Genomic DNA, 24,965 nt, shown 5'->3' with positions numbered 1-24,965 from the left:
AGCCCTCATCGCACTCGCCCGACGCCGCTGTGATGTTCTATTCGCCATGCTGCGAGACGGCACCCTCTACGAAACTGAACACCAACTCGCCGCTTGACAAAAACATAGGGGCACCCCCCCGGTACCGGTGGCGCTCGCGCCCGAAGGTACCAGGGTCATGGGCACCGATGAACCGATCGGGCGGGTCACCTGCGCGGTCGGCACCAAACCGGGAGCCGACGGACTGCTGACGGCCGGCATCCTCTTGGCACGCACAGTGGATGCCCCGCTCCGGCTGGTCTCCCTTGTCGCGATCGACCGTCCCGGCGCCGACGCGCAGACCACCCAGCTGGCGGCCGACCACGCCCGGTCGGTGCTCGACTACGCCACCGAACACCTGATGGACGGACTCGATGTCACCGCGAGCGTCGCCTCGGGCGGCAGCATCGAGCATGCCGTGCGCGGCCTGCACTGGGAGAGTTCCGAGGTATGCCTGGTCGGTTCGAGCCGACTGGCTCAGCCGCACCGACTTTTTCTGGGTTCGATCGCGGCCAAGATGCTGCGCGAACTGCCGGTGCCGCTCATCGTGGTACCGCGAGATTTCACCGCGACAGTAGAGGTATAGGAACAATGACTCAACAAATCAACGCCAGTGCAGCCGTTGACCAGACGGCCGGTGGGATCTCCAAGAAGGGCCTCAGTGCCGGCTCCGTCGGCCTGGTCGGGGCAGTCATCATTGGCATCTCCTGCATCGCGCCGGCCTACACGCTCACCGGCGCCCTCGGCCCGACGGTCGCGGAGGTGGGTTTGCAACTCCCGGCGATCTTTGTGGCGGGATTCATCCCCATGTTGCTCGTGGCGCTCGGCTACCGCGAACTGAACAAGGCCATGCCCGACAGCGGCACGAGCTTCACCTGGGCAACCCGCGCTTTCGGGCCGTGGATCGGCTGGATGGCGGGTTGGGGCCTCATCGCGGCGACGGTCGTGGTGCTGAGCAACCTCGCCGGCATAGCCGTCGACTTCTTCTATCTGATGCTCTCGCAGATCTTCGGCAACAGCGCCGAAATCGCCGGGCTCGCCGGCAACCCGTTCGTCAATGTCGGCACCTGCCTGGTGTTCATTCTGATCGCCACCTGGATCAGCTATCGGGACATGCAGACCACCCAGAAGGTGCAGTACTGGCTGGTCGGTTTTCAACTGATCGTGCTGGTCGGCTTCGGCATGATGGCCTTCGTACACATCGCTAACGGCTCAGCGTTCGACCCGACACCGGTCTCGCTGGAGTGGTTCGACCCCTTTGCCGTGACCTCGTTCCCGGCCTTCGCGGCCGGGCTGAGCCTGTCGATCTTCATCTTCTGGGGCTGGGACGTCACCCTGACCATGTCGGAAGAGACCAGGGGCTCCCGCTCCACTCCCGGCCGGGCCGCGACCCTCACCGTGATCATCGTGATGGTGCTCTACCTGTTCGTCGCCATCGCGGCCGTCTCCTTCGCCGGCGTCGGCGGCGTCGGAGTGGGCCTCGGTAACCCCGAGATTCAGGGCAACGTGTTCTTCGCCCTGGCCGGCCCGGCGCTCGGCCCGTTCGCGGTGCTCATGTCGATCGCCGTGCTCTCTAGCTCGGCCGCGTCGCTGCAGTCCACGTTCGTGTCACCGGCCCGCACCCTGCTCGCGATGGGCCACTACGGCGCCCTGCCGCCGGCCTACGCCAAGGTCAGCCCGCGATTCTTCACCCCCGGGTATGCGACCATCGCCTCCGCGATCGTCGCGGCCGGGTTCTACACGATCATGAGATTCGTCAGCGAAGACGTGCTCTGGGACACCATCACGACCCTCGGCATGATGATCTGCTTCTACTACGGCCTGACCGCATTCGCCTGCGTCTGGTACTTTCGGCGCCAGTGGTTCGCCACCGTGCGGAACGCCTTCTTCACTTTCTTGTTTCCGCTGGTCGGCGGCATCATCCTGTCGGTGCTGTTCTGCACCACCCTCATCGACAGCATGGACCCGAACTACGGCAGCGGCTCCGAGATCTTCGGGCTGGGCCTGGTCTTCGTGCTAGGCATGGCCATCCTGCTGATCGGCGTGGTTATCATGCTCGTGCAGTCGCGGGTGCGCCCGGCGTTCTTCCTCGGCAAGACGCTCAGCCTGGCCGCACCGCGGTACGGGGAGCACGAGGACTAGTCGAGGGTTTTGGGTGGGCGCGGCATCCGCTCAATGAACGCGGATGCCGCGCCCGTCCCGTGCCGACCCAGTCGGATCGGAGCCCGGGAGCTCACGGCACCTAAGCTGTGGGCATGCCCATCCTGTTGCAAATCGACTCGTCCGCAGACCTCGTGACCTCACGTTCGCGTGCGATCACGGCGACCTTCGCGGACACCTGGCGTAGCCTTGGCGACGACCACACGGTGGTTCACCGTGACCTGCACCGTGAACCGTTGCCGCACCTGACGGATGCCGCGCTGCACTTTCCGCCACGGCTCCGCCCGGCGGATGCGAGCCCGAGCGTGGAGCAGGAAGCGCTTCAGCAGCAGCTCATCGCAGAACTCATCGCGGCAGACGTGTTGCTGATCGGGGTTCCACTGTACAACTACTCGATGCCGTCGACCTTGAAAGCCTGGGTGGACTACATCCACGTGCCGACAGTGACAGCACCCTTCGACGATCCCGCCAGTCAGCAGCCCCTGGCCGGTCGCCCGGCCGTGCTCGTCTCGACCCGCGGGGGGGTCTACGACCCGGGCGCTTCCACGGAGTTCGACGACCACGCGCTTCCCGCGCTCACCCTGATCTTGGCGAATGCCCTGGGAATGACCGTCGAAACCATCGTCGCCACCCGCACTCTGAGTGAACGGTTCGGCGCTCCTGCCGATGAGGTCGCCAAGCAACACGAAGAGCTGGCCGCAGCGCACGAGTCCGCCGTGCTGGCGGCTCGTCGCGTCGGCTGACCGGCGTCGCCTTTTCGCCATAAATGTTGGGCAGCTTCTTCACCTGGAGGGCTGGGAACCGTATTGGTGCTGTTACAGAACTGGACTCTGCGTACTCGCTGGGTACCATGAGGACCATGGTCGAGTCAACGAAGTCACATCGCCCAGAGACGGATCCGGCGCGCGCGTGGCTGCTTGGTGGAGCATTGTTGCTCGCCACGGTGGTCATCGGCGTCGCCCAGCCCGCGCTGTCGCTGATTCCCCTCGGGGGCAACATCAGGCCGGCGCTGTTCGCCGCCGCACTGCTGGTGTTCGCTCTCGGCATTCGCGGCTCGGGCAGTGTCACGGCCCGCCGCCCCCTCGGAACCATCGCCCTGATCTTGCTGGCCGTCTGGATGCTTCTGGGTTCGGTGCTGGAGAACGTCATTGCCTCCAGCTTTTCGAATGACCCCCTGCCGTCCTCTCTCATGGCGTTCGGCTACGTCGACTCGTTTGTGCGATTCGCATTGGCGTTCATAGCGGTAATGCAGATCGCCCGTGCCGGTGTCGTGCCCGCGCCGTGGAAGTGGGTGCCGGCGGTGGTCGTGGGGGCAGCATCCGTTTCATGGTTGCTGATGGCGGTCCTGAGCGTGGGAATTAGGCAGGGCTACGGACTCGGGGCCGTGGCGGTGTTGAGCGTGGATGCCCTGGTGCGCGTTGGCGGCACGGTGCTGCTCGGAGTGCTGGCGATCGTGCTCGCGGATCGAGCACGAGGCGCGCACATCAGGTCTGCCGACGACGTCTCCCGTTTGCCCTACGGCCCGGCGAGATAGGCGGGGCATCGTTTTCGGCGCCATTCGTGAGGTCTCGCAACAGAGCGAGTGGACCCCGGCTGAATTTCGAAAGACCGGCGGGAAGAGGCAGGCGCAATCGGGCGCGAGTCAGTTCGTCGAGGTCGGCGAGGGGCACGTGGCCTCCAACGTGGCAGCCAGTGCCGGGTCAATCGTGACGCGGCGTATCGCTCCGCCAGGCCGCGGCGCGTCGCAGCTTCAGTACGCTGTCGACGCTGCTTGACGCTGACCCATCGGGAGCGGTGATCGGGCGTTCGACCGGGCCCTTCGTGAGCACGGTCCAATCGGCTCGATCGAGACGCTCGCTGTCGTGGAAGAGTGCAGTGAGTACGTCCTCCGCTGTTGGCAGGTCGGTGTCATCGTGCTTGTGCTTGGTCTGGTGCTCGTTGGCGTGCGGCTGGTCGTCATCGTGCGCGGTCAGCCAGTGCGGGGCGCCCGAGTGGCCGACGATGAGGAGCAGCCCTCCGGGCGCGACAGCGGCGGCAGCCCGGCGCAGGATCGCCTCGCGGGCAAGCTCGACAAAAGAGTGCAGAAAGCAGCAGGTGACCAGGTCGTAGACGCCGGGTGGCGTCCATTCGGCGAGGTCCGCGGCCACCCAGGTCACGTGGTCTTCGGGGCTCTGGGCCGCAGCGCCGATGGCCAAGGCCGTTGGTGAGATATCGACTGCGGTCACGACCCAGCCGTTATGGGCCAGCCACAGTGCGTCCCCGCCCTCACCGCTGCCGATGTCGAGTGCGGTCCCCGGGGTAACTCCGGCAACTTCGTGTTCGAGCGCGGCGTTGACATTCCCGCTCCAGGACTTGCCGTTCTCGCGGTATCGGTTCTCCCAGTATTCGGCCGGGGTGGGTGCTGACTCATCCACTGGGCAACCTTCGTTTCGGGGCCGTGCGTTGTTATACGCGTTGACTGGGCGACATCCCGCCATCTTCAGTATGTAGGGAAAACGTATTCTCTTGCTCGCTTGGCCCAGCGCCGCACCAGCGGCTGGCCGCCACGTGCATCAGGACCGCTACTTCGCGCCGAGGAGACGCTCTACGCGGGGCTTCACCTCGGTCGCGAGCAGGGTGATGGACTCGAGCAGGTGCTCCTGAGGGAGCCCGCCGTGGTCGCCCTGCAGAAAGTGACGCATGTGGCCGAGGTGCCCGTGCAGGGCGACGATGCGTTCAGCGACGTCGTCGGGGTCGCCCACGAAGTAGGCACTCGGGGCATCGACCTGAGCCAGGTAGGAACTGCGCTGCGGCGCGGGCCAGCCCCGCAACCGACCCATCTCGACGTTGAGGTTGACCCACCCCGGATACATCCGCTCGACAGCTTCCTTCTTGGTCGGGGCCACCAGGCCGAAGGTCGCGACCGAGACCTTGACGTTGTCGCCGGTGTGGCCGGCCTGCGCAGCTGACTGCCGGTAGAGGTCGGCGAGCGGCGCGAACCGGTGCGGCTGTCCGCCGATGATGGCGTAGGCGAGGGGCAGGCCGAGCCGTCCGGCGCGGGCTGATGACGGCGCGCTGCCGCCGGTCGCGATCCAGATGGGGAGTGAGCCCTGCACCGGGCGGGGAACGACGTCGAGCTGGGGGATCGGCGGCCGTGCAGTACCCGACCAGGTCACGTTCTCAGCAATGCTGTTATTGAGGGTCAGCAACAGGTCGAGCTTCTGGGAGTAGAGCTCGTCGTAGTCGTCGAGCCTGTAGCCGAACAGGGGAAAGGTCTCGACCGAGGAGCCGCGACCGGCGGTGATTTCGATGCGACCGCCGCCCGAAATCGCATCGGCGGTGGCGAACTGCTGGAACACTCGCACCGGGTCGTCCGTTCCGATGATGCTCGCCGCGCTGCCCAGTTTGATGCGTGTCGTCGCGGCCGCGGCTGCGGCGATGATCGCGCCGGGCGCCGACGCGGGCATCGACACGGTGTGGTGTTCACCGATGCCGAAATAGTCGAGCCCGACCTTATCGGCGAGCACGATGGCGTCGAATAGGTTCTTGATCGCCTCGGCAGTGGAGCGCGAGGTGCCATCGGGGTTGAGCTGGGTGTCGCCGAAGCTGTAGGCACCGATTTCCAAGGTGTTCTCCATTTGCGTGTGGTTTCGGCGGCGCCCGCGAGTGGACGGACCTTCTGACTGAGGGCGACCAGCTGGTTGGCGGTGTGGCTGCCGGTGAAGATCTCGGCCGCGGGCTGAGTGGTCGCTATCCGCAGCTGGTAGCCGGCTTTCACGGCCTGCCGGCGTGGTCGTCGCGCCGGACCGTCTCCTGCACCAGCTGGGCCAGCCAGCTCGGTCAGCATAGCGGGGACGGTGCCGCGCAGGCCAGAATTATTCGTCGAAGCTGTTCACCATCGCGAAGGCGGCGCGTTCGAGATAATCCCAGAGGATGCCCTGCTGTAGCGGCGGCAGGTCGGCCGCGTCCACGGCAACTTTCATGTGGCCGAGCCACCGGTCGCGGGCATCCGGATTGACCTTGAAAGGCACGTGGCGCTGGCGCAGACGCGGGTGACCGCGCTGCTCGCTGTAGGTGCCTGGTCCGCCCCAGAACTGCTCGAGGAACATGACCAGACGGTGCTCGGCTGGGCCGAGGTCGTCCTCGGGATACATTGGCTTGAGCACCGGGTCGGTGGCCACCCCCACGTAGAAGTCGTGCACGAGTTTCTCGAAGAACGGCGTTCCGCCGACTTCGTCGAAGAAGGTGGGCACCGCGGCTTGACCGTTCTCGTTCTCGCGCAGGTGTACGGCCGCGGGGACGCTCGGCTGGTCGGAGGGGTGTCTTTCAGAGGTCACGAGGTGCGGCTTTCTCTTCGAGTACAGGGTTAGGCAATGCCGTCGCCCCGAACTTCGGGGTCGGGCGTCTTGAGCGGAGCTGGAACGTTCTTGGCCTTGCGCGGCCCGCGCGGTTTCCGCACGGAGACGGGCCCGGTGCGCACGCCACCCACGACGTCGGGCACGGCGGCGGCGGCCTCTTCAGCGGCGTCGAGGGCGCCCTCGACTGGTTCAATGGCGGATCCGTCGATGGTGCCGTCGCCAGTGGTCATGACCACACTGTTGAGCGGGGTGAGCGGCACGCCCATACCGTCGAGGGCCTTCTTCATGTGCAGGCGCAGGTCACGGGCGAAGTCCCACTTGGCCGATACTCGGGTCTTGACCACGAGCCGGGTGACGAGGGCCTCGGCACTGATCGACTCGAGGCCCCAGATCTCGGGCTTCTCGAGAATGAACGCACGCCACTTGCGGCTCGAGGCGAGGGCGGTCGCCACCCGCAGCAGTTCATCCTGTACGGCTTCGACGTCTGAACTGTAGGGAATGGCGAGGTCGATGATGACGCGGGCCCAGCCCTGTGACATGTTGCCGACCCGCAGAATTTCACCGTTGCGTACGAACCAGAGCGTGCCGTCGACATCGCGCACCTGGGTGATGCGAATTCCGACCGTTTCGACGACACCGGATGCGAATCCCACGTCGACGATATCGCCCACGCCGATCTGATCCTCGACGACCATGAACAGGCCGTTGAGAATGTCCTTGACGATGTTCTGAGCGCCGAAGCCGAGGCCGGCACCGATCGCCGCGGTCAGCAGCGCGAAGGACCCAAGAATGTCGGGGCTGAGGGTGGTGACGATGAGCAGAAGTGCGGTGATCAAAATGAAGACGTTGACGATGTTCGCCAGCACGGCACCGAGTGTGCGCGAACGCTGAACGACGCGCACTGCGGCCAATGGCGACACGTTCAGTGCCTGGGTGTCTTCGACCTTCTGATTCTTCTTGACGCCGGAGACAATCTGCTGCACCACCCGGCGAATGACGAACTGCAGGGCCCAGCGTAGGGCGAAGGCGACGACGATGATCATCGCGACGGCAAAAATTCTCTCTAGAAAGTCGGTCCACGGAATTTCGGTGAAGTAGGTACCGAGATCGGCCCAAAATGTTTCCCAGTTCATATCAGGATCAGTCTACCGAGGGCCTCGGCAGCACCCGGGGAAGTCGCCCCGGCCCTGCTGGTGGGGCGCCGGCACTCGGCATGCGTGAAGCGGCCCATGCCGCGCCGGCAGCGGCATCCTCGCGGTTTGCGTGGAGTTTGCTGTGAACGTGCGGCTGCAAGCGAAAACCCCGCGACCGGCTTGGGGCCGGTCGCGGGGCCCTGTGCAGCCGGAAGCTAGTCGGCGTCGCGCGCCTGCACCTGCAGCGAACGTTCGACGCCGGCCAGGTTCTCGACCACGAGGCGGCGCAGCGCGGCGGGTTCCGGGTTAGCGTCGAGCCAGGCCTGCGTTGCGTCGGCAAGGGCCTGGTCGTTCAGTGGTGCCGGGTAGAGACCGATCACGAGCTTCTCGCCGATGGAGAAGCTGCGCGCCTCCCAGACCCGCTGCAGCATCTCGAAGTAGGCAGCCACGAACGGTTCGAGCAGGGCCTCGTCGTTCACGCGCAGGAACCCGGCGGCCGTCGTGCGCACGATGGTCGTTGCGGCCGTGTCGACGTCGATGAGCGACGACCAGGCGGCCTGCTTGCCCGCGCTGGTGGGCAGTGCGGCCCGGGCCAGGGCGGCCGACTGGGCGCCGGTGGCCGTGTTGTCGGCCGCGAGAGCCGCGTCGATCTCGCCGGCGTCGGCGCGGCCACCGGCCACGAGGGCGGTGAGTAGCTCCCAGGCGAGATCGGTATCGATCTTGAGGCCCTCCAGCACGGTGTCTCCCGACCGCAGGGCGGCCACGTTCTCGAGCTGCGCCGGGGTGGCCGCGACGGAAGCGAAGAACTTCACGAACTGGAACTGGGCGTCGCCGCCGGCAGTCGCCTCCTGGGCGAGCGTCCACAGTGTGTCGGTGACCTCGATCGTCACCGCGGTGCGGTGCGGCTCGGCCACGTAGTAGCTCGCGGTGAGCATGACCTGGCCGAGCACGGTGCGCAGCGTGGTCGACTCGGTTTCGGTGGCCACATTGTTCAGCACCAGGCGCACGAAGTCGCGCGCCGAGGTCTCGGCGTCTCGGGTGGCGTCCCAGACCGAACCCCAGACCAGGGCGCGGGCGAGCGGGCTCTCGATGGCGGCGAGGTGTTCGAGGGCCACCGCCTGCGAGCCCGGGTCGAGGCGTACCTTGGCGTAGCTGAGGTCGTCGTCGTTGAGCAAAATCAAGTCGGCGCGTTCGCGGCCGACGAGGGCGGGGACATCCGTTCGGGCGCCGTCGACGTCGAGCTCGACCCGGTGTGTGCGCACGAGCTTGTGGGCGTCGTTGAAGGTGTAGAAGCCGATCGCCAGGCGGTGCGGTCGAATGGTGGGGTACTCGGCTGCGGCGCTCTGCAATACCGCGAAGCCGGTGATGACACCCGCTTCGTCCACGGTGATCTCGGGGCGCAGGGTGTTCACGCCCGCGGTTTCGAGCCACAGCTTCGCCCAGCCGCTGAGGTCGCGGCCGCTCGCCGACTCGAGCTCGACGAGCAGGTCGCGCAGCTCGGTGTTGCCCCACTGGTGCTTCTGAAAGTAGGAGCCGACGCCGGTGAAGAACGCCTCGATGCCCACCCAGGCGGCGAGCTGCTTGAGCACTGAGCCGCCCTTGGCGTAGGTGATGCCGTCGAAGTTCACGAGCACATCGTCGAGGTCGCGGATGGTGGCGACGACCGGGTGGGTCGACGGCAGTTGGTCCTGCTTGTAGGCCCAGCTCTTCTCCATCACGGCGAAGGTGGTCCAGGCTTCGTGCCACTCGGTGGCCTCGGCGGTGGCGATGGTCGACGCCCACTCGGCGAAACTCTCGTTCAGCCAGAGGTCGTTCCACCAGGTCATCGTGACGAGGTCCCCGAACCACATGTGGGCGAGCTCGTGCAGGATGGTCACGACGCGGCGTTCCTTGATAGCGTCGGTCACCTTGGAGCGAAAAATGTACGTTTCGGTGAAGGTGACGGCGCCGGCGTTCTCCATGGCGCCGGCGTTGAACTCCGGCACGAACAACTGGTCGTACTTGTCGAAGGGATAGGCGTAGCCGAACTTTTCCTCGTAGTAGGCGAAGCCCTGGCGGGTCTTCTCGAGGATGTAGTCGGCGTCGAGGTATTCACTGAGGCTCTTGCGGCTGAACACACCGAGCGGAATGGTGCGTCCGTCGCTCGAGGTGAGTTCACTGCGCACGACGGCGTACGGACCGGCTATGAGGGCGGTGATGTAGCTCGAAATCGTGTGGGTGGGTTCGAACGCCCAGGTGCTGGCACCATCGCCGGCGAGGATGGGTTCGGGGGTGGTGGAGTTGGAGACGACCTGCCACTCGCTCGGCGCGGTGACGGTGAAGGAGAACTTCGCTTTGAGGTCGGGCTGCTCGAACACCGCAAACACGCGCCGGGAGTCGGGGACCTCGAACTGGCTGTACAGGTAGACCTCGTCGTCGACCGGGTCGACGAAGCGGTGCAGGCCCTCACCGGTGTTGGTGTAGAGCGCGTCGGCGACGACGACGAGCTCGTTCTCGGCCTGCAGGCCGTCGAGCTGAATGCGGATGCCGTCGCTCACCCCGGCCGGGTCGAGCGCGGCACCGTTGAGCGTCACCGAGAACACCTTGGCGGTGATGGCGTCGATGAAGGTCGAGGCGCCGGGGGTGGCGGTGAAACGAACAGTCGTGGTGCTGCCGAACGTGGTGGGGCCGGTGGTGAGGTCGAGCACGACGTTGTAGCTCGCGACCGTGACAAGCGCTGCGCGCTCCGTCGCTTCGATGCGGGTGAGGTTTTCTCCAGGCAACTTAGTTCTCCAATTCGATTCACGATTCGATTCGCGACGGATTCGATTCGCGACGGATTCCATTTGGGACGGTGAGACTTTGGCACTCGTGGCGCCATCGCACCCCGCAAGCCTAACCATGATTACGATGTGCTCATGGGAGCAAGCACCGATCCGCTGGTCGCTACGAGCGCGCGCTACCGAGCCTTCGCCGAGGTCGAAGCCCGCGGCATGAGCGCCTGCTACGAAGGATGGGCGGCCGGTGTCGCGGACGATCCCGGGATCGTGGCGTTGATCGATCGGCTGCCGGCAGTGAAGCGACAACCGAACCTGGTGTTCAGCGCGGCCCGGTTGCACGGTGCAGCGGTGGGGGAGTATCCGGTGTTCGCGGACTGGTTGCGGGAGCACTGGGCCGCGGTAGCGGCGACCTGCCTGACCCATGCGACCCAAACCAACGAGCCTGGGCGGTGCGCCGTGCTGCTGCCTGCCCTGGCGGCGCTCGCCGGGCCGCTCGCTCTTATCGAGGTGGGGGCATCCGCTGGTCTCTGCCTGCACCCCGACCGGTACAGCTACCGGTATCGGATCGCAGACAGTGATGGCGAGCGGATGCTGCACCCATTCGATGGGCCCAGCCCGGTGGTGCTCGAGTGCACCGTAAGTGGTCCGGTGTCTCTCCCCGAGCGGATGCCCGAGATCGTCTGGCGCGCCGGCATCGACCTGGGCCCGCTCGACGTGCAGAGCGATGAAAACATGGCCTGGCTCGACGCACTGATCTGGCCGGAGCACGACGACCGGCGCTCCCGGCTGCAGGCCGCGGTGGCGGTGGCACGGGAGCAGCCGGTCGAGATCGTGCGGGGCGATCTCAACGACGAGATCGCGGCGCTCGTGGCCCGGGCACCGGCCGGGGCGACCGTCGTCGTGTTCCACACCGCAGTGCTCGCCTACCTGAACGAGCCGGATCGCCACCGATTCGCCGCGCAGATGGCCGAGTTGCCGGTGCGCTGGCTGTCGAACGAGGGTCAGAGTGTGGTGCCCGGGGTACTGGAGCGGCTTGCGGAGACGCCGGCACCATCACATTCACTTCCGGCATCCGCTTTCATTCTGGCGCTCGACGGCGAGCCGATCGCATTGACTCAGCCGCACGGCCGGTCATTACACTGGCTCGGGTGAATCTGCGGAGGGCTCGGGCGCCGGCTGCGCTGACAATGGCGCAGCGCCGTCGGTCGCCCATCCGAAGGAGGCGCATTGGCGAATCACCACGGCCGCCGGATCGTGCATCGGATGGTAGCTGCCACCGTTCGGTCCATCGGTCGGTTCCTCGTCGGGCTGCCAGCGCGGAGATTCGCCGCTGCTGGTGCCGAGGAGCCGCCGGGTCAGGGCCTCACCCGCCGACAACAGGTCGTCGAGGGCGTCCAGCACCTCGCACAAGAGCGGCTGCGGAGTCGCGTTGCGCTGCATTGCGAGCAGGTCGATGTCGGTCCGGTAACCCTCACCGAATAGTCCACCGGTCCGGAACCGAAGATGAGGAATGGGTTGGCGACCAGCCCGGACAGGGTCGAATGAAACCGCTGTTGTCCGCCAGAGACGCCGTGGAGGTTGGCCCGATCGGGGGCGGCCAGGGTGGTCAGGGCGATGTCGGCGTCGACGAGACGATGATCGGCGAGGGTCTCGGAGACGACCGGCAGTCGCGAGATCGCGGTGCGCGATGTGCGCATCCCGACCGAGCAACCCACGGCAGCTGACGACCTGGACGAACTCGCTCGCTCGCTGCGCCGCGATCATGCCGTCGAACCTCGCCTGACGCGTTCGATCTCGACTGGGAGTTACCAGGCGCCGGGCTGATAGTCCTTGAGGAAGACCCCGTACAGGTCCTCGCCGGCCTCGCCGCGCACGATCGGGTCGTACACCCGGGCGGCGCCGTCGACGAGGTCGAGTGGGGCGTGAAAGCCCTCCTCGGCCAGACGCACCTTGGTGGGGTGCGGGCGTTCGTCGGTGATCCAGCCGGTGTCAACGCTCGTCATGAGAATGCCATCGTCGAGCATTTCCTTCGCGCTCGTGCGGGTGAGCATATTGAGGGCGGCCTTGGCCATATTGGTGTGCGGGTGGCCAGGCCCCTTGTAACCGCGACCGAAGACGCCCTCCATTGCCGACACGTTGACGATGTAGGTGCGACGGGCAGCGGATGCCGTGAGCGAGGCCCGCAGACGGCTCACCAGCAGAAATGGTGCCGTCGTGTTGCACAGCTGAACCTCGAGCATCTCGAGGGGGTCGACGTCTTCGACGTTCGCGGTCCAGCTGTTTACTCCGTGCAGGTCGGGCACGAGCCCGCCGGCGTCGATCGCGGTGCCGGCAGCGAGGCGTTCGAGCGACGACGACCCGGCGGCGAGGGCGAGGCGAGTGAGGTCATCCGCTGTCAGGGCACCGGCACCGGACGCAGCCGCGAGCAGCGGATGACCGGAGACCGACGCGGCGAGGGCGAGCGGATGCGCATCGTTGGTATGCCCGAACGACACGATCTCGGGCAGCGGACCGTCCGGCAGGGGAGAGTCCTCGGCCTCGACCAGCGGAGAGTACGAGCCGCGTGAGCGGCGCACGGTCTGCGCGGCGTTGTTGATCAGGATATCGAGCGGGCCCTGAGCAGCGACGGAATCGGCCAGCGCGATCACCTGGGCCGGGTCGCGCAGGTCGATGCCGACGATGCGCAGGCGGTGCAGCCAGTACTTCGAGTCGGGCATCGCGGCAAAGCGGCGTACCGCGTCGCGGGGGAATCGGGTAGTGACGGTCGTGTGGGCTCCGTCGCGCAGCAGGCGCAGGGCGATGTACATGCCGATCTTGGCACGGCCGCCGGTGAGCAGGGCGCGCTTGCCGGTGAGGTCGGTGCGGGCATCGCGTTTGGCGTGGCTCGACAGGGCGCAGCTCGGGCAGAGCTGGTGGTAGAACGCGTCGACGACGGTGTACTTCTGCTTGCAGATGTAGCAGGCGCGGGGAACGAGCAGTTCGCCGGCCGAGGCCGCACTCGTGCCGAGCGAGAGCTGGGCGCCGCGGGTTTCGTCGTCGATGCGGGTCGGCGCTCCGGTCGCCGTGGCGGCGATGACGCTGCGGTCGGCATCGGCGATGAGCGCGCGTTTCTCCAATCGCCGCGACATCTTGACCGACTTGAACATCTTGGCGGTGGCCTGGCGCACGGTGACGAAGTCGGCGCTGTCCGGGTCGATGTCGCTGAGCGAGGCGAGCACCCGCAGAGTGACCTCGAGGTCGTGCGGGTCGATTCCGATGCACTCGGTGAAAGGCGGCTCGGTGGCCGGCTCGCTGGATTCTGCTGCGCCGGGATCGGTGCTGGCGGTCCTGGTGCTGGTGGGCGCAGTGGTGGCGGGCGCGGTGATCATCCGAGAATTCTACGCGGGGCGACTGTGAGCATCCGTTCTCCGAGTTCCTGTCGCTGCCGACGTGCGGGTGTGCACGACCGAAGTCGAACACACCCGCATCGATTTGCTGAATTACAGCTTGGCCGGTTCCTGAATGGGGAAGGCGCTCGTTGGCGGATCGAAGGTGTGGTCGAACGGCATTTCGTCGGTGTCGAGCAGGGGGTTGTCGTCCTGCGTCTTGACCAGTTCGTGTGCTTCTTCGTGGGTGTTCACGCTCGGCATCGAACCGGGCAGCGGGCGGTTGGCCGACTCCTTGAGGAAGAAGATGGCGATCGCCCCGATGAACGAGGTGCCCATCAGGTAGAACGCCGGCATCAGGTCGTTCCCGGTGCCTACGATGAGCGCCGCGATGATGAACGGCGTAGTTCCACCGAAGATGGCCACGGCGAAGTTGTACGAGATACCCATTGCGCCGTAACGGCTCGCCGTCGGGAACAGGGCCGGCAGGGCGGACGCTAGGTTCGAGACGTAGAACGTGACCGGGAACGCGATGAGTGCCAGGCCGAGCAGCGTCGACCAGATCTCACCGATCCCGATCAGCAGGAACGCCGGGTACGACAACACGACCGTGCTGACTGCGCCGATCCACAGGACCGGGCGTCGCCCGATGCGGTCAGACAGGCGGCCGGCCAGCGGGATGCACAGTGCCATGACCACGAGAATCGGAATCGTCAACGCTGTACCATGCAGCTCGTCGTACCCCTTGTTCTCGGTGAGGTACGTCGGCATGTACGAGGTCAGTGCGTAGCCGACCGTGTTCGCGGCGGCGACCAGGATCATCGCAATGATGATGTTGCGCCAATACGCCTTGAAAATGGCAATCGGGCCCTTGGGCGTGTCAGCAGTGGCGCCGACGGGGTTCTTCTGAGCGTCCTCCTGCGCGTCGAGGGTGGCTTGGAAGGCGGGTGACTCGTCTATCTTCATGCGGAAGTAGATGGCGATCAGGCCAAGGGGACCGGCGATGAGGAACGGGACGCGCCAACCCCAGGCCTCCATGATCTCCTGCCCGAGCGTGAGCTGCAGGACCGACACGAGCGAGGCGCCGATGGCGAAACCGAGGTAGCTGCCCATGTCGAGAAAGCTCGCGAAGTAACCGCGCTGGTTGTCGGGCGCGTGCTCGCTCACGAAGGTCGTCGCGCCGGCGTACTCACCACCGGTGGAGAAACCCTGTACCAGTTTGACGAATACGAGCAACACCGCGGCCCAGACACCGATCTGCGCGTAGCCGGGCAACACTCCGACCGCAAACGTCGAGGCCGCCATAAGGATCAGGGTGGTGGCGAGCACCTTCTGGCGGCCGATGCGGTCGCCCAGCCAACCGAAGAACACCCCGCCGAGCGGGCGGGCGAAGAAGGTCGCGGCGAAGGTACCGAGCAGAAACAGCGTTTGAACGGATGCATCCGCTTCCGGCAGGAAGACGGGACCCATGGTGGTGATGAGGTAGCCGAAGATACCGACGTCGTACCATTCCATGGTGTTTCCCACGATGGTGCCGCCGAGGGCACGCTTCATGATGGGTTTGTCGACGACGTTGACGTCGGAAACCGCGATGCGGCGGCGCCGAAGGGCTTTCGCGGGCTTGGCGCGTGCAGCCGCGGCGCTCGTGGCTGCGAAATTAGGGTTGGACGTGCTTCGGTCAGTGGGCATGTTAATTTCTCCCGGGGAGATATTGTGCTGCGAAGACAAAGCTGTACTGCGTGGTGCAGATTTTTTCAACCCCTCTAGAATACCCCCTCACGGGGGGTATCTCCCAAATGGCGACTCTCGGGTTCGGGGAGGACCCAGCGAGTTCTGCCTAGGCTGGGGGTATGACTGAGTCCGTTGATTTCTGGTTTGACCCCTCGTGCCCCTGGGCCTGGATGACGTCGCGCTGGGTCGACGAAGTGGCTCGCCTGCGTGATTTCGAGGTCACCTGGCACGTGATGAGCCTCGCCGTTCTCAACGAAGATCAAGACGTGAGCGAGAAGTACGCGGCGTTCTTTCCGCGGGCGCTCAAGTACACCCGGTTAGTGACGGCCGCCGGCGAGATGCATGGCCAGTCGATGGTCAAGGCGCTCTACGACGCCCTCGGCACCCAGATTCACCCGGGCGGTAACAGCAATCCCGACGAGGTCATCCCTGCCGCGCTCGCCGAGGTCGGCTTGCCCGCGAGCTTCGCCTTCTTCGCCGACAGTGACGAGTACGACCGGCAAATGCGCGCGAGCCACTTCGACGGCATCAACCGCGTCGGCCAGAACGTCGGCACCCCGGTGATCGCGGTCAACGGCGTCGCCTTCTTCGGCCCCGTGATCTCTCCAGCCCCCATGGGCGATGCCGCCCTCGCGCTGTGGGACGGTGTCGTGGCCCTGGCCAGCTACGACGGGTTCTTCGAGCTCAAGCGCAGCCGCACCCGCGAGCCGATTTTCGCGCCAATCGGCCAGTCCGTCGGTCAGCATTAAATAGACTGCTCACATGCGCATCCACATCGCCACGGACCATGCCGGTCTCGACCTCAGCCACCACCTGATCACGCACCTGCGTGCCGCCGGCCACGAGGTCATCGACCACGGGCCCCAGGCGTACGACGCGCTCGACGACTACCCGGCGTTCTGCATCAACGCCGCGCAGGCTACCGTCGACGACCGGGAAGGTGGCATCGAAGCGCTCGGCATCGTGTTCGGCGGGTCGGGGAACGGCGAGCAGATGGCCGCCAACAAGGTGTCCGGCGCCCGTGCGGCCCTGGTTTGGAACCTGAGCACCGCACGGCTCGCCCGCGAGCACAACGATGCCAACGTCATCTCAATTGGCGCCCGTGAGCACACCATCGCAGAGGCCACCGGCTTCATCGACGCGTTCATCGCCGAGCCGTTCAGCGACGAGGAGCGGCACGTGCGGCGCATTCGTCAGCTCGGCGAGTACGAGCGCACCGGAACAATCGCCGGCAAAAACGTCGACACCGACGGTAAGTGAGCATTCGTGCCCGAAGGCCATTCCGTTCACCGCATCACCCGGCAATTCCGACGCAACCTCGTCGGCCACCGCGTCACCGTCTCGTCGCCGCAGGGCCGGTTCGTGACCGGTGCCGCGCAGCTCAGCGGGCACACCGTGACGGATGCCCGCGCCGTCGGTAAGCAGATGTTCCTGGAGTTCGACCACGGACTGTGGTTACGCGTCCACTTGGGACTGTACGGCGCCTGGGATTTCAGCGGAGGGATTCAGATGGATGCCACGATGGCGTCGGCCAACGGTCGGATGGGCCAGACCAACCAGCACGGTACTGACCTGCCCGCCGGTGCCCCGACGTTCGACGAGGCGGGGGAGAACTCGATTTTGAGTATCGGGGCGCCGCGCCGCACCCGCGTGCGCATGTCGGAGCAGGAGAAGGAGATCGACCTCGCGGAGACTTTTCCGCCGGAGCCGATCGGCCAGGTTCGGGTGCGCCTGCTCAGCGACACGGTGTGCGCCGACCTCCGCGGCCCGACCGCGTGTGAGGTGCTGGACGCGGCCCAGGTTGACGCCGTTATCGCCAGGCTCGGGCCAGACCCGGAGCTCGACAACACGCCAGAGGCCGAGGAACGCTTTGTGAGCGTTGTGCGCAAGAAGCCCACGCCGATCGGCCGGCTGCTGATGGACCAGAGCGTGGTCAGTGGCATCGGCAACGTCTACCGGGCCGAGCTGCTCTTTCGCGCCGGCCTCAACCCGCACGCTCCCGGCAAATCGCTGGGCGACGAGACGGTGCGCGCGCTCTGGCAGGACTGGGCCCGCCTTCTGCACGTAGGAATCGCCACTGGCCAGATGATGACCATGGACAAGCTCGAGGGTGCCGGATACCGACGTGCCATGAAGAATCGTGCCGACCGGCACTGGGTCTACAAACGCGAAGGCCTGCCGTGTCGGGTGTGCGGCACCCATATCGTGCTCGAAGAGATGGCCGCTCGCAAGCTGTACTGGTGCCCGCGCTGCCAGGCCTGAACGGCTCCCCGTGCGGCATGCTCGTGGTGTGAGAGCGTCGGGCAGGCTGCAAAATAGAATCATGCTCCCGTCTCGATTTGCCCGCCCCCGTCGTGGCATTGCCACCATTGTCAGCGGCGCGGTAATTGGCTCGGTCGTGCTGGCCGTGGGCCTGACCGCCTGCTCGAGCGACGCCGGTGCCGGCGTCATCGACACCGTCGGCACGATCGATTCGTGAACCCGCTGGCTATTTTGCCGCTGGCTGAGTCGACCGTGATTGCCGCCGGGGAACGGGTCTTCGATCTCACGGCCGAGTTCGTACCGGCGTTGCGACCGACACCTGGGGCTACAACGGCAGTTTTCTCGGCCCGACCATCGTCGCCGGGCGTGGCGAAGACGTGCGCATCAACGTCGGCAATGAGCTCGACGAAGCCTCGACCGTGCACTGGCACGGATTGAGCCTGCCCGCCGAAATGGACGGCGGCCCGCACCAGATGGTCGAGCCGGGTGCCACGTGGAGCCCGAACTTCACGATCGACCAGCCCGCAGCGACCCTGTGGTACCACCCGCACCCCGACGGCACCACCGAACACCAGGTTTAAATGGGCCTGGCCGGTCTCTTTCTCGTGCAGGACGACGAGGAAGCGGCCCTCAATCTGCCGCGCAGCTACGGGGTCGACGATATTCCGGTGGTGGTGCAGGACCGTCGTTTCGACGAGAACGGCCAGTTCGTCACCGACGTACGCGGCTACATCGGACCCGTAGGCGACCAGCTGCTCGTCAACGGTGCCCTCGCGCCCTACCTTGACGTCATTTCCGAGGTGGTGCGCCTGCGCATCGTCAACGGCTCCACGTCCCGCCTGTACGACTTCGGGTTCAGCGACGGCCGGCACTTCGACCTCATCGCGACCGACGGGGGACTACTGGCGGAGGCGGCACCTCGGCCAGCGCCGCAAGCCGCAACGCCGGCGACGACACGCTCGACACGCTCGACCTGCTCGACCTGCTCGACCTGCTCGACCTGCTCGACCTGCTCGACCTGCTCGACCTGCTCGACCTGCTCGAGCTGCGCGCCGCCGCAACGCTCAGCAGCATCGGCTCGACGCCGACCGCCCTCGCCTCCATTGAGCCGCTGCAGAAAGCGGATGCCTCCACCGACCGCTCCTTCACCCTCAACGGGTACACGATCAACAACCGGCTGATGGACATGACTCGCATCGACGAGACCGTCGAGGCGGGCGCCACCGGGGTGTGGACCATCGACAACGCCATGCCGTTGCCACACAACTTTCACGTGCACGCCATGCAGTTCCAGGTGCTGCGGGTCGGTTCTGAGCCTCCGTCGGTTCCGGTGCGCCAGTGGATCAGCAGTGCACCTTGCCTTTGGGCTGGGTCACGCTCACGGTCTTGGAACTGGCCGACGCTGGCCAGTTCGTGAAGTGAATGGCTGAAACGATCAACGTATAGGTGGTAGCCGTCATCGCTGAGGATGGAAACACGACGGTCACGACGCCGGCACTCGTGGTTTGAGTCGGGTTGGCAGTCGGGCCGCCCTCGATCGAATACCCCGCGTTGGGAGTCGTGGCAGCGACCGTCCACGAGATAGTCATGTCCTTGCCGCCGGTACCGGTACCGGAGCACGTCACGTTCGTCGGTTGGAACGGAACGCCGAGTGACGACGCCAGGCTCGCCGATACCGCTCCGGTCTGGTCGGTGAACAACGCCATCGTGTCGAGCGGATGCCCACCGACGAGTGTTCCCGCCGCGACCGCCGCGGCCAGGACGAGCGCCGTCGACGCCACCACCGCACGCTTGCGCCGGCGACCGGGTGCAGTATCGGTCTCGGTGTCATCCAGTGAATTAGCGGGCGGTTCGTCGATGACGCGAACGCCGGCATCCGCTCTGTCGGTCTCGGTATCCTGATCAGCAGCCGGCCGCGCAACGCGGCTGCTGCGCACCGACATGACCAGCAGGGCGCCGGCCAGCAGGCCTATCGCGAACACGTAGGGCGGCTTCTGAACCTCCTGCACGACGAATCCCAGGCCATCGAGGTGCCAGATGACGCGATCGGCCTGAGCGACCAGATACGGTTCCGGATCAACGACTTCGTTTGCGTCGCCCTGCATGGTGAGGGCGACCGTGCCGTTGGCCTCGGGGGAGACGGCGGTCACGCGGTGCGTGACCCTGGTGCCCTGTGGGTTGACCGCGCTGACGACATCGGAAACGCGAATCTCACTCGCTGGTACCTTCAGGGCCAGGGCGAGGGCACCGGTGTGAATTTCGGGGGACATCGACCCCGATCGAAAGATCAGGGGAGTCACCCCAAAGAACACGGCGGCCAGGGCCGCGAGGATGCAGATGACGCCGAGAATGGCGCCGAGGGTGAGAACGATCTCCTGGGAGATTCGGGTAATTTTGATCATGGCCTCAAACCTGTACTGACGTCACGAGAACGTGGAGCCGCATGTCGACGTTGAGTGCTGCGCGGGGGGCATCGGTGACCGTGCCGGGAATGTTTACCTTCAGGCAATACGTCACCGTGGTACCGGCGGCAAGGGTGGGAAGACCCGTTGAGATGGTGGCGCTCAGGGGAAGCGTGCCGTCCCCGGCCACGAGTGCGTCATCGCACACCTGCGCGCCGGAATACTGTACGACTTTCAGTCGAGCTATCTGGCCGAGCGCGGTCGTGCCGGCATCGTTGGCGACACCGCCGGAATTGGTCGTCGTGAATACGATCGTGGACAGGTTCATGGCGATCTGGCCGTTGTTGTGCAGCCTCAGTTCGGCGATGCCTGCCGGACCGCCGGGATACATCCCCACTGCGGTCAGCTGGGTGAGGCCGAGCTCGGCGGGACGGCCCTGCGCAAAAACACCGGACGAGCCGGCGACGGTCAGGTCGATGGTGCCCGTTGCGAAGGACGCCGCGACGTAGGACGCATCGGTGAACGACGCGCTCGTGCCGTACGCGCCGATGCCGACGAGAGCGCCGAAAGCCAGGATAAGCCGCACCCACACACGCACCAGGGCCGCCGGGTGCCGCGCGGTGGGGTAATTCACGCGGGGCACGGCGACTCCTGAAGCGTGGCGGGTCACGAGATGACTACGACTGGACGGCGGCGAACGCGAACTTCGCCGTGGTCGTCGCTGCCTGCAGCGCGTTGTCCGTGGCGTCGCTGCCGGTGGTCGGCAGAGTCACTTTGAAGCAGAGCACCTCTGACGCTCCGGCCGCGAGCGAGCGAGCGGGGATGCTCGCGGCGTTCAGGCCGGAACCGGTAGAGAGGGAGCCGGTGAACGAGGTCGTCGCATCGCAGGTGCCCGAGGAGCCGAGCGAGACGATGCTCACCAGTAGGGCGGATGACAGTGCGGCGCTGCCGGTCGAGGTGGTGGTCGTCGAATAGTTGAACGCCAGGGAGCCCGCGTTATGGACCGTCAGCGGCGAGATGGTGGTCGAGCCGATCTTGCCGTTCGCGATGGCGAGACTGGTCAGCGCGTACGGCGCCGCCAGCGCTCCCTGCTGGTTGCTGTCGAAAGTCAGATTGACCGTACCGGTGCTGAACGTCGATTCCACGTGGCCGTCATCGGTGAACAACGCGAATGTCATCACGGTGCTCAGCCCCAGCGCGGCGCCGGCCGCAAGAACGGCTCGCACCCGCACGGGTGACCTGGCAGGCAGAAAACTAAGGTGCTTTATCACGGGTTGCGCCTCTCGTAGCGGGAGACACGCAAAACCGAATTGGTCGGTCCCCCTTAACGAGGACACTGACAGGTGGCGCACGCCAGCAACAGGGGGTCTAAACCCCCAAGGCAGGGGAAGACAGCGCGGTGGAGCGCAGTGATCGTGGCCGGACGAACCGGCCTGGCAAGGGAGGGGACGACGGGAATCGAACCCGCGTCATAAGTTTGGAAAACTCAGGCTCTACCATTGAGCTACGTCCCCAGGCCCAACATTCGGGCACTCAAACATCTTAGTACAGCAAACCGGGGGGCGTTTGCCAGGGCGGGCGCATCCGTTCGAAAGCCGTGCATTAGACTGGCGGAGGTCAATCCGCCTGACGTGAGCTCTCGCCTGCGCCACCGGATTGGTTCCCCAACAAAGTAGTACCAACGGGTCGAAGTAGATCCGGGGCGTAGCTCAGCTTGGTAGAGCGCTCGTTTTGGGGGCGAGAAGTCGCAGGTTCAATTCCTGTCGCCCCGACATTACCCGCAGCACACCGTTTCAATACACAGGAGAGTCCCGAGTGAAGTCCACGGTCGAAAAACTGAGCCCCACGCGCGCCAAGCTCACCATCACGGTGAGCCCCGACGAGCTGAAGCCAGCCATCACCCACGCCTACGGCCACATTGCCGAAGACATCAACATCCCCGGTTTCCGTAAGGGAAAGATCCCGCCGGCGATCATTGACCAGCGCGTCGGCAAGGCTGCCGTTCTGGAACACGCCGTCAACGAGGGTCTCGACGGGTTCTACCGTGCGGCCGTCGAAGAGAACAAGCTGCGCCCGCTGGGTCGCCCCGAGGCTGACATCGTGGAATGGCCGAGCAACACCGACTTCTCCGGTGACCTCCTCCTCGCTATCGAGGTTGACGTGCGCCCCGAGATCGACCTGCCCGACTATGCCGGCGTCAAGCTCACCGTCGACGCCGTCGAGGTGTCCGACGAAGAAGTCGCTGAAGAACTCGACAAGCTGCGCAGCCGTTTCGGCACGCTCATCACCGTCGATCGCCCGGCCAAGACCGGCGACTTCGCCCAGATCGACCTGAACGCCGCGATCGCCGGCGAAGAGGTCGACACCGCGAGTGGAATCTCCTATGAGGTGGGCTCCGGCGACCTCATCGAGGGCATCGACGAGGCGCTCGATTCACTCAGCGCCGGCGAGACCACCACCTTCAACTCCAACCTCATGGGTGGCGACCACGAGGGTGAGACGGCCGAGATCACGATCACGGTCATCGCTGTCAAGGAGCGCGAGCTTCCCGCCGCCGACGACGACTTCGCCCAGATCTCGAGCGAGTTCGACACCATCGCCGAGCTGACCGAGAGCCTCAAGGTTCAGGTGGAGAAGTCCAAGGCCTTCGGCCAGGGCAGCCAGGCCCGCGAGCGCCTCATCGAGACGCTCCTCGGCTCGGTCGAGGTTCCGATTCCCGCCGCGATCATTCTCGACGAGGTCAACCGTCACCTCGAAGGCGAAAGCCGCCTCGAAGACGATACGCACCGCGCCGAGGTCACCGAAGCCAGCGAGAAGACGTTCCGTCAGCAGATTCTGCTCGATACGATCGCCGAAGCCGAGCGGGTGAAGGTCAGCCAAGATGAGCTCACCCAGTACCTCATCCAGGGTGCCAGCCAGTACGGAATGGACCCGAGCGAGTTCGTGCAGACGCTCAACTCCAACGGCCAGATTCCCTCGATGGTCGCCGAAGTTGCCCGCAACAAGGCCCTTGCCATTGCCCTGGGCAAGGCTGAGGTCGTTGACTCCAACGGCAAGTCGGTCGACCTAAGCGAGTTCACCGGCCCGGTCGACGCTGACGTCGACGCTGACATCGCTGCCGAAGCGGATACCGCCCCCAGCGACGTCCCGGCCGATCCGGCCGCCGAGGTTGACGCCGACGACAAGCCCAAGAAGAAGAAGAAGGCTGCTGCCAAGAAGTAGCGCCTCTGTGCGTGTACGGGCCGGCTGGATCCTTCCAGCCGGCCTTTGGCATGCTGCAGAGGATGTGTGTGGAGCCCGGTAATCTGCCGAGGGCGAACAGAGCCGTTTTCGCTCACGCGCTCCGATAGATTCATTGAGAAGCGACAACTGAAACGGAGCACGACATGGCGGACCCGACACCCACCAACGGTGTATTTGACCGACTGCTGAAGGACCGAATCATCTGGCTCGGCTCAGAGGTCCGTGACGAAAACGCGAACGAGATCTGCGCGAAGATCCTCTTGCTGGCAGCGGAAGACTCCAAACGCGACATCTACCTCTATATCAACTCTCCCGGCGGATCGATCACCGCCGGCATGGCGATCTACGACACGATGCAGTTCGTACCCAACGACATCGTCACCGTCGGCATCGGCATGGCGGCCTCGATGGGCCAGTTCCTGCTCACCTCGGGCACCAAGGGCAAGCGGTACATCACCCCTAACGCGCGCGTGCTCCTGCACCAGCCGTCGGGCGGGTTCGGTGGCACGTCCGCTGACATCCAGACCCAGGCCCGACTCATCCTCGATATGAAGCAGCGTCTCTCCGAGATCACGGCCGCGCAGACCGGCAAGACCCCGGAGCAGATCAACGCCGACGGTGATCGTGACAACTGGTTCAGCGCGCAGGAAGCCCTCGAATACGGCTTCGTCGACCACCTTCGCGCATCCGCTTCGGATGTCATCGGCGGCGGCGGTACCGATCCCGACGCCGACGTCACCAAGTAGCCCGCCGAAACTGAACAGGAAGAAAACATGACTATCCCCACATTCGGTGGAACGGCCTACAGCTCGATGGGCGGCTCGACCACGAACTCGCCTGAATCTCGCTACATCCTCCCCACCTTCGAAGAGCGCACCGCATACGGCTACAAGCGCCAGGACCCTTACGCCAAGCTGTTCGAAGACCGCATCATTTTTCTCGGCGTGCAGGTCGACGACGCCTCGGCCGATGACGTGATGGCCCAGCTTCTCGTGCTCGAAAGCCAGGATCCCGACCGCGATATCACGATGTATATCAACTCGCCCGGCGGATCGTTCACCGCCATGACGGCGATCTACGACACCATGCAGTACATCCGCCCGCACGTGATGACGGTTTGCCTCGGGCAGGCGGCATCCGCTGCTGCCGTGCTGCTGGCCGGTGGCACCGCGGGCAAGCGTCTTGCTCTGCCGAACGCGCGCATCCTGATTCACCAGCCTTCGGTTGGCGGCCAGGGCGGCGGCCAGGCTTCGGACATCGAGATTCAGGCTGCCGAGATTCTGCGTATGCGGGTCTGGCTCGAAGAGACCCTCGCGCACCACTCCAACCGCAGCGTCGAGCAGGTCAACAAGGACATCGACCGCGACAAGATAATGAGCGCCGCCGATGCCCTCGAATACGGCCTCATCGACCAGGTTCTGACCAGCCGCAAGAACCTTCCGATGCTGGTCAAATAGCTTGTGACCTGAACCGGTCGCACCGGCGCGTCGCCTGTGGGCGGCGCGCCGTTTCGGTTTATGGCGCGCTGCACGTAACTGTCACACGCACAGGCTAG

At 65.5% G+C, this 24,965-nt stretch carries 26 protein-coding genes, 2 tRNA genes and 1 pseudogene; 17 read left to right on the top strand and 12 right to left on the bottom strand.

Annotation, left to right across the window (positions count from 1 at the left end; all coding sequences use genetic code 11):
- Nucleotides 1-157 precede the first annotated feature (157 nt).
- The 4 genes from E3T47_RS05725 to E3T47_RS05710 all read left to right on the top strand — a co-directional run bounded on the left by E3T47_RS05725 (nucleotide 158) and on the right by E3T47_RS05710 (nucleotide 3,712).
- Nucleotides 158-604, top strand: a complete 447-nt coding sequence (locus tag E3T47_RS05725) for a universal stress protein (protein ID WP_134555046.1) — start codon at nucleotides 158-160, stop codon at nucleotides 602-604.
- Between the two features lie 5 nt (nucleotides 605-609).
- Complete coding sequence (locus E3T47_RS05720; protein WP_134555044.1) at nucleotides 610-2,160, top strand: APC family permease; 1,551 nt, start codon at nucleotides 610-612, stop codon at nucleotides 2,158-2,160.
- Nucleotides 2,161-2,273: 113 nt separating this feature from the next.
- Complete coding sequence (locus E3T47_RS05715) at nucleotides 2,274-2,921, top strand: FMN-dependent NADH-azoreductase (protein WP_134555042.1); 648 nt, start codon at nucleotides 2,274-2,276, stop codon at nucleotides 2,919-2,921.
- A 116-nt stretch (nucleotides 2,922-3,037) separates the two neighbouring features.
- Nucleotides 3,038-3,712 (top strand): hypothetical protein, encoded by a 675-nt coding sequence (locus E3T47_RS05710; protein WP_134555040.1) that lies wholly within the window; start codon nucleotides 3,038-3,040, stop codon nucleotides 3,710-3,712.
- A 166-nt stretch (nucleotides 3,713-3,878) separates the two neighbouring features.
- On the opposite strand, the gene E3T47_RS05705 is transcribed toward E3T47_RS05710, so the two are convergent.
- The 5 genes from E3T47_RS05705 to pepN form a co-directional block, all read right to left on the bottom strand.
- Nucleotides 3,879-4,592, bottom strand: a complete 714-nt coding sequence (locus E3T47_RS05705) for a class I SAM-dependent methyltransferase (protein ID WP_241981960.1) — start codon at nucleotides 4,590-4,592, stop codon at nucleotides 3,879-3,881.
- Between the two features lie 147 nt (nucleotides 4,593-4,739).
- Nucleotides 4,740-5,795: an LLM class flavin-dependent oxidoreductase gene (locus tag E3T47_RS05700; RefSeq protein WP_134555037.1), complete on the bottom strand. Its 1,056-nt coding sequence runs from the start codon at nucleotides 5,793-5,795 to the stop codon at nucleotides 4,740-4,742.
- A gap of 237 nt (nucleotides 5,796-6,032) precedes the next feature.
- A complete protein-coding gene (locus tag E3T47_RS05695) occupies nucleotides 6,033-6,440 on the bottom strand; it encodes a globin (RefSeq protein ID WP_277871809.1) in 408 nt (135 codons plus the stop codon).
- 83 nt (nucleotides 6,441-6,523) lie between these two features.
- On the bottom strand, nucleotides 6,524-7,648 hold the full coding sequence (locus tag E3T47_RS05690; RefSeq protein WP_134555035.1) for a mechanosensitive ion channel family protein: 1,125 nt from the start codon (nucleotides 7,646-7,648) through the stop codon (nucleotides 6,524-6,526).
- Nucleotides 7,649-7,863: 215 nt separating this feature from the next.
- Entirely contained in the window at nucleotides 7,864-10,410 is a 2,547-nt protein-coding gene (gene pepN / locus E3T47_RS05685; protein WP_134555033.1) for an aminopeptidase N, read from the bottom strand.
- A 135-nt stretch (nucleotides 10,411-10,545) separates the two neighbouring features.
- Between pepN and E3T47_RS05680 the strand changes: the two genes are divergently transcribed.
- Complete coding sequence (locus E3T47_RS05680; RefSeq protein ID WP_134555031.1) at nucleotides 10,546-11,559, top strand: DUF2332 domain-containing protein; 1,014 nt, start codon at nucleotides 10,546-10,548, stop codon at nucleotides 11,557-11,559.
- Here the strand turns inward: E3T47_RS05680 and E3T47_RS05675 are convergent.
- The gene (locus tag E3T47_RS05675) at nucleotides 11,542-11,847 is read right to left on the bottom strand and encodes a hypothetical protein (RefSeq protein WP_134555029.1); all 306 of its coding nucleotides are present in this window, start codon (nucleotides 11,845-11,847) and stop codon (nucleotides 11,542-11,544) included. The two genes, E3T47_RS05680 and E3T47_RS05675, sit on opposite strands and share 18 nt — an antisense overlap.
- Nucleotides 11,848-11,960: 113 nt before the next feature.
- Here E3T47_RS05675 and E3T47_RS15805 point away from each other — a divergent pair, with 113 nt between their 5' ends.
- Entirely contained in the window at nucleotides 11,961-12,131 is a 171-nt protein-coding gene (locus E3T47_RS15805) for a hypothetical protein (RefSeq protein WP_166805625.1), read from the top strand.
- 81 nt (nucleotides 12,132-12,212) lie between these two features.
- Here the strand turns inward: E3T47_RS15805 and E3T47_RS05670 are convergent, their stop codons facing one another.
- Together E3T47_RS05670 and E3T47_RS05665 are read right to left on the bottom strand one after the other, a co-directional pair.
- Nucleotides 12,213-13,775 (bottom strand): SDR family NAD(P)-dependent oxidoreductase, encoded by a 1,563-nt coding sequence (locus tag E3T47_RS05670; RefSeq protein WP_134555027.1) that lies wholly within the window; start codon nucleotides 13,773-13,775, stop codon nucleotides 12,213-12,215.
- Nucleotides 13,776-13,886: 111 nt separating this feature from the next.
- A complete protein-coding gene (locus tag E3T47_RS05665) occupies nucleotides 13,887-15,461 on the bottom strand; it encodes an MFS transporter (RefSeq protein WP_134555025.1) in 1,575 nt (524 codons plus the stop codon).
- Nucleotides 15,462-15,622: 161 nt separating this feature from the next.
- Between E3T47_RS05665 and E3T47_RS05660 the strand changes: the two genes are divergently transcribed.
- The 7 genes and pseudogenes from E3T47_RS05660 to E3T47_RS16760 all read left to right on the top strand — a co-directional run bounded on the left by E3T47_RS05660 (nucleotide 15,623) and on the right by E3T47_RS16760 (nucleotide 19,182).
- Nucleotides 15,623-16,252, top strand: coding sequence for a mycothiol-dependent nitroreductase Rv2466c family protein (locus E3T47_RS05660; RefSeq protein WP_134555023.1), 630 nt, complete (start codon nucleotides 15,623-15,625; stop codon nucleotides 16,250-16,252).
- A 13-nt stretch (nucleotides 16,253-16,265) separates the two neighbouring features.
- On the top strand, nucleotides 16,266-16,763 hold the full coding sequence (locus tag E3T47_RS05655) for a ribose-5-phosphate isomerase (protein WP_134555021.1): 498 nt from the start codon (nucleotides 16,266-16,268) through the stop codon (nucleotides 16,761-16,763).
- A gap of 6 nt (nucleotides 16,764-16,769) precedes the next feature.
- On the top strand, nucleotides 16,770-17,765 hold the full coding sequence (locus tag E3T47_RS05650; RefSeq protein WP_134555019.1) for an Fpg/Nei family DNA glycosylase: 996 nt from the start codon (nucleotides 16,770-16,772) through the stop codon (nucleotides 17,763-17,765).
- A 61-nt stretch (nucleotides 17,766-17,826) separates the two neighbouring features.
- Nucleotides 17,827-17,982: a hypothetical protein gene (locus E3T47_RS16300; RefSeq protein WP_174844639.1), complete on the top strand. Its 156-nt coding sequence runs from the start codon at nucleotides 17,827-17,829 to the stop codon at nucleotides 17,980-17,982.
- A 91-nt stretch (nucleotides 17,983-18,073) separates the two neighbouring features.
- Nucleotides 18,074-18,346 (top strand): annotated as a pseudogene (locus E3T47_RS16295) (multicopper oxidase domain-containing protein); the annotation flags it as partial.
- Entirely contained in the window at nucleotides 18,347-18,946 is a 600-nt protein-coding gene (locus E3T47_RS16290) for a cupredoxin domain-containing protein (RefSeq protein ID WP_241981958.1), read from the top strand.
- Complete coding sequence (locus E3T47_RS16760) at nucleotides 18,946-19,182, top strand: multicopper oxidase domain-containing protein (RefSeq protein ID WP_422386469.1); 237 nt, start codon at nucleotides 18,946-18,948, stop codon at nucleotides 19,180-19,182. The genes E3T47_RS16290 and E3T47_RS16760 overlap by 1 nt, the downstream gene beginning before the upstream one ends.
- Here the strand turns inward: E3T47_RS16760 and E3T47_RS05635 are convergent.
- From E3T47_RS05635 to E3T47_RS05620, 4 genes are all read right to left on the bottom strand, one after another.
- Complete coding sequence (locus E3T47_RS05635; protein WP_134555017.1) at nucleotides 19,109-20,167, bottom strand: signal peptidase I; 1,059 nt, start codon at nucleotides 20,165-20,167, stop codon at nucleotides 19,109-19,111. The genes E3T47_RS16760 and E3T47_RS05635 overlap by 74 nt on opposite strands.
- 4 nt (nucleotides 20,168-20,171) lie before the next feature.
- Entirely contained in the window at nucleotides 20,172-20,810 is a 639-nt protein-coding gene (locus E3T47_RS05630) for a hypothetical protein (RefSeq protein WP_134555015.1), read from the bottom strand.
- Between the two features lie 34 nt (nucleotides 20,811-20,844).
- Nucleotides 20,845-21,438: a SipW-dependent-type signal peptide-containing protein gene (locus tag E3T47_RS05625; RefSeq protein WP_166805624.1), complete on the bottom strand. Its 594-nt coding sequence runs from the start codon at nucleotides 21,436-21,438 to the stop codon at nucleotides 20,845-20,847.
- A gap of 172 nt (nucleotides 21,439-21,610) precedes the next feature.
- Nucleotides 21,611-21,681 (bottom strand) — tRNA-Gly (locus E3T47_RS05620).
- A gap of 184 nt (nucleotides 21,682-21,865) precedes the next feature.
- Here E3T47_RS05620 and E3T47_RS05615 point away from each other — a divergent pair.
- From E3T47_RS05615 to E3T47_RS05600, 4 genes are all read left to right on the top strand, one after another.
- Nucleotides 21,866-21,939: transfer RNA gene (locus E3T47_RS05615), tRNA-Pro, on the top strand.
- Between the two features lie 43 nt (nucleotides 21,940-21,982).
- Complete coding sequence (gene tig, locus E3T47_RS05610) at nucleotides 21,983-23,389, top strand: trigger factor (protein ID WP_166805623.1); 1,407 nt, start codon at nucleotides 21,983-21,985, stop codon at nucleotides 23,387-23,389.
- A gap of 164 nt (nucleotides 23,390-23,553) precedes the next feature.
- Complete coding sequence (locus tag E3T47_RS05605) at nucleotides 23,554-24,156, top strand: ATP-dependent Clp protease proteolytic subunit (RefSeq protein WP_134555011.1); 603 nt, start codon at nucleotides 23,554-23,556, stop codon at nucleotides 24,154-24,156.
- A 27-nt stretch (nucleotides 24,157-24,183) separates the two neighbouring features.
- Nucleotides 24,184-24,867: an ATP-dependent Clp protease proteolytic subunit gene (locus tag E3T47_RS05600; protein ID WP_134555009.1), complete on the top strand. Its 684-nt coding sequence runs from the start codon at nucleotides 24,184-24,186 to the stop codon at nucleotides 24,865-24,867.
- The last annotated feature ends 98 nt before the right edge of the window (nucleotides 24,868-24,965 follow it).

Source organism: Cryobacterium ruanii (assembly GCF_004404055.1).
In the GTDB taxonomy this organism is placed as follows: Bacteria; Actinomycetota; Actinomycetes; order Actinomycetales; family Microbacteriaceae; genus Cryobacterium; species Cryobacterium ruanii.
Note: the sequence above shows the minus strand (reverse complement) of the source record. Positions and strands in the feature narration are given on the sequence as shown.

What these genes read in the sequence shown, in the direction of transcription:
- E3T47_RS05725 (WP_134555046.1), top strand. Translation starts at nt 158, where the DNA reads ATGGGCACCGATGAACCGATCGGGCGGGTCACCTGCGCGGTCGGCACC.
- E3T47_RS05720 (WP_134555044.1), top strand. Translation starts at nt 610, where the DNA reads ATGACTCAACAAATCAACGCCAGTGCAGCCGTTGACCAGACGGCCGGT.
- E3T47_RS05715 (WP_134555042.1), top strand. Translation starts at nt 2,274, where the DNA reads ATGCCCATCCTGTTGCAAATCGACTCGTCCGCAGACCTCGTGACCTCA.
- E3T47_RS05710 (WP_134555040.1), top strand. Translation starts at nt 3,038, where the DNA reads ATGGTCGAGTCAACGAAGTCACATCGCCCAGAGACGGATCCGGCGCGC.
- E3T47_RS05700 (WP_134555037.1), bottom strand. Translation starts at nt 5,795, where the DNA reads ATGGAGAACACCTTGGAAATCGGTGCCTACAGCTTCGGCGACACCCAG.
- E3T47_RS05690 (WP_134555035.1), bottom strand. Translation starts at nt 7,648, where the DNA reads ATGAACTGGGAAACATTTTGGGCCGATCTCGGTACCTACTTCACCGAA.
- E3T47_RS05680 (WP_134555031.1), top strand. Translation starts at nt 10,546, where the DNA reads ATGGGAGCAAGCACCGATCCGCTGGTCGCTACGAGCGCGCGCTACCGA.
- E3T47_RS05675 (WP_134555029.1), bottom strand. Translation starts at nt 11,847, where the DNA reads ATGCAGCGCAACGCGACTCCGCAGCCGCTCTTGTGCGAGGTGCTGGAC.
- E3T47_RS05670 (WP_134555027.1), bottom strand. Translation starts at nt 13,775, where the DNA reads ATGATCACCGCGCCCGCCACCACTGCGCCCACCAGCACCAGGACCGCC.
- E3T47_RS05665 (WP_134555025.1), bottom strand. Translation starts at nt 15,461, where the DNA reads ATGCCCACTGACCGAAGCACGTCCAACCCTAATTTCGCAGCCACGAGC.
- E3T47_RS05660 (WP_134555023.1), top strand. Translation starts at nt 15,623, where the DNA reads ATGACTGAGTCCGTTGATTTCTGGTTTGACCCCTCGTGCCCCTGGGCC.
- E3T47_RS05655 (WP_134555021.1), top strand. Translation starts at nt 16,266, where the DNA reads ATGCGCATCCACATCGCCACGGACCATGCCGGTCTCGACCTCAGCCAC.
- E3T47_RS16300 (WP_174844639.1), top strand. Translation starts at nt 17,827, where the DNA reads ATGCTCCCGTCTCGATTTGCCCGCCCCCGTCGTGGCATTGCCACCATT.
- E3T47_RS16290 (WP_241981958.1), top strand. Translation starts at nt 18,347, where the DNA reads ATGGGCCTGGCCGGTCTCTTTCTCGTGCAGGACGACGAGGAAGCGGCC.
- E3T47_RS16760 (WP_422386469.1), top strand. Translation starts at nt 18,946, where the DNA reads ATGGACATGACTCGCATCGACGAGACCGTCGAGGCGGGCGCCACCGGG.
- E3T47_RS05635 (WP_134555017.1), bottom strand. Translation starts at nt 20,167, where the DNA reads ATGATCAAAATTACCCGAATCTCCCAGGAGATCGTTCTCACCCTCGGC.
- E3T47_RS05605 (WP_134555011.1), top strand. Translation starts at nt 23,554, where the DNA reads ATGGCGGACCCGACACCCACCAACGGTGTATTTGACCGACTGCTGAAG.
- E3T47_RS05600 (WP_134555009.1), top strand. Translation starts at nt 24,184, where the DNA reads ATGACTATCCCCACATTCGGTGGAACGGCCTACAGCTCGATGGGCGGC.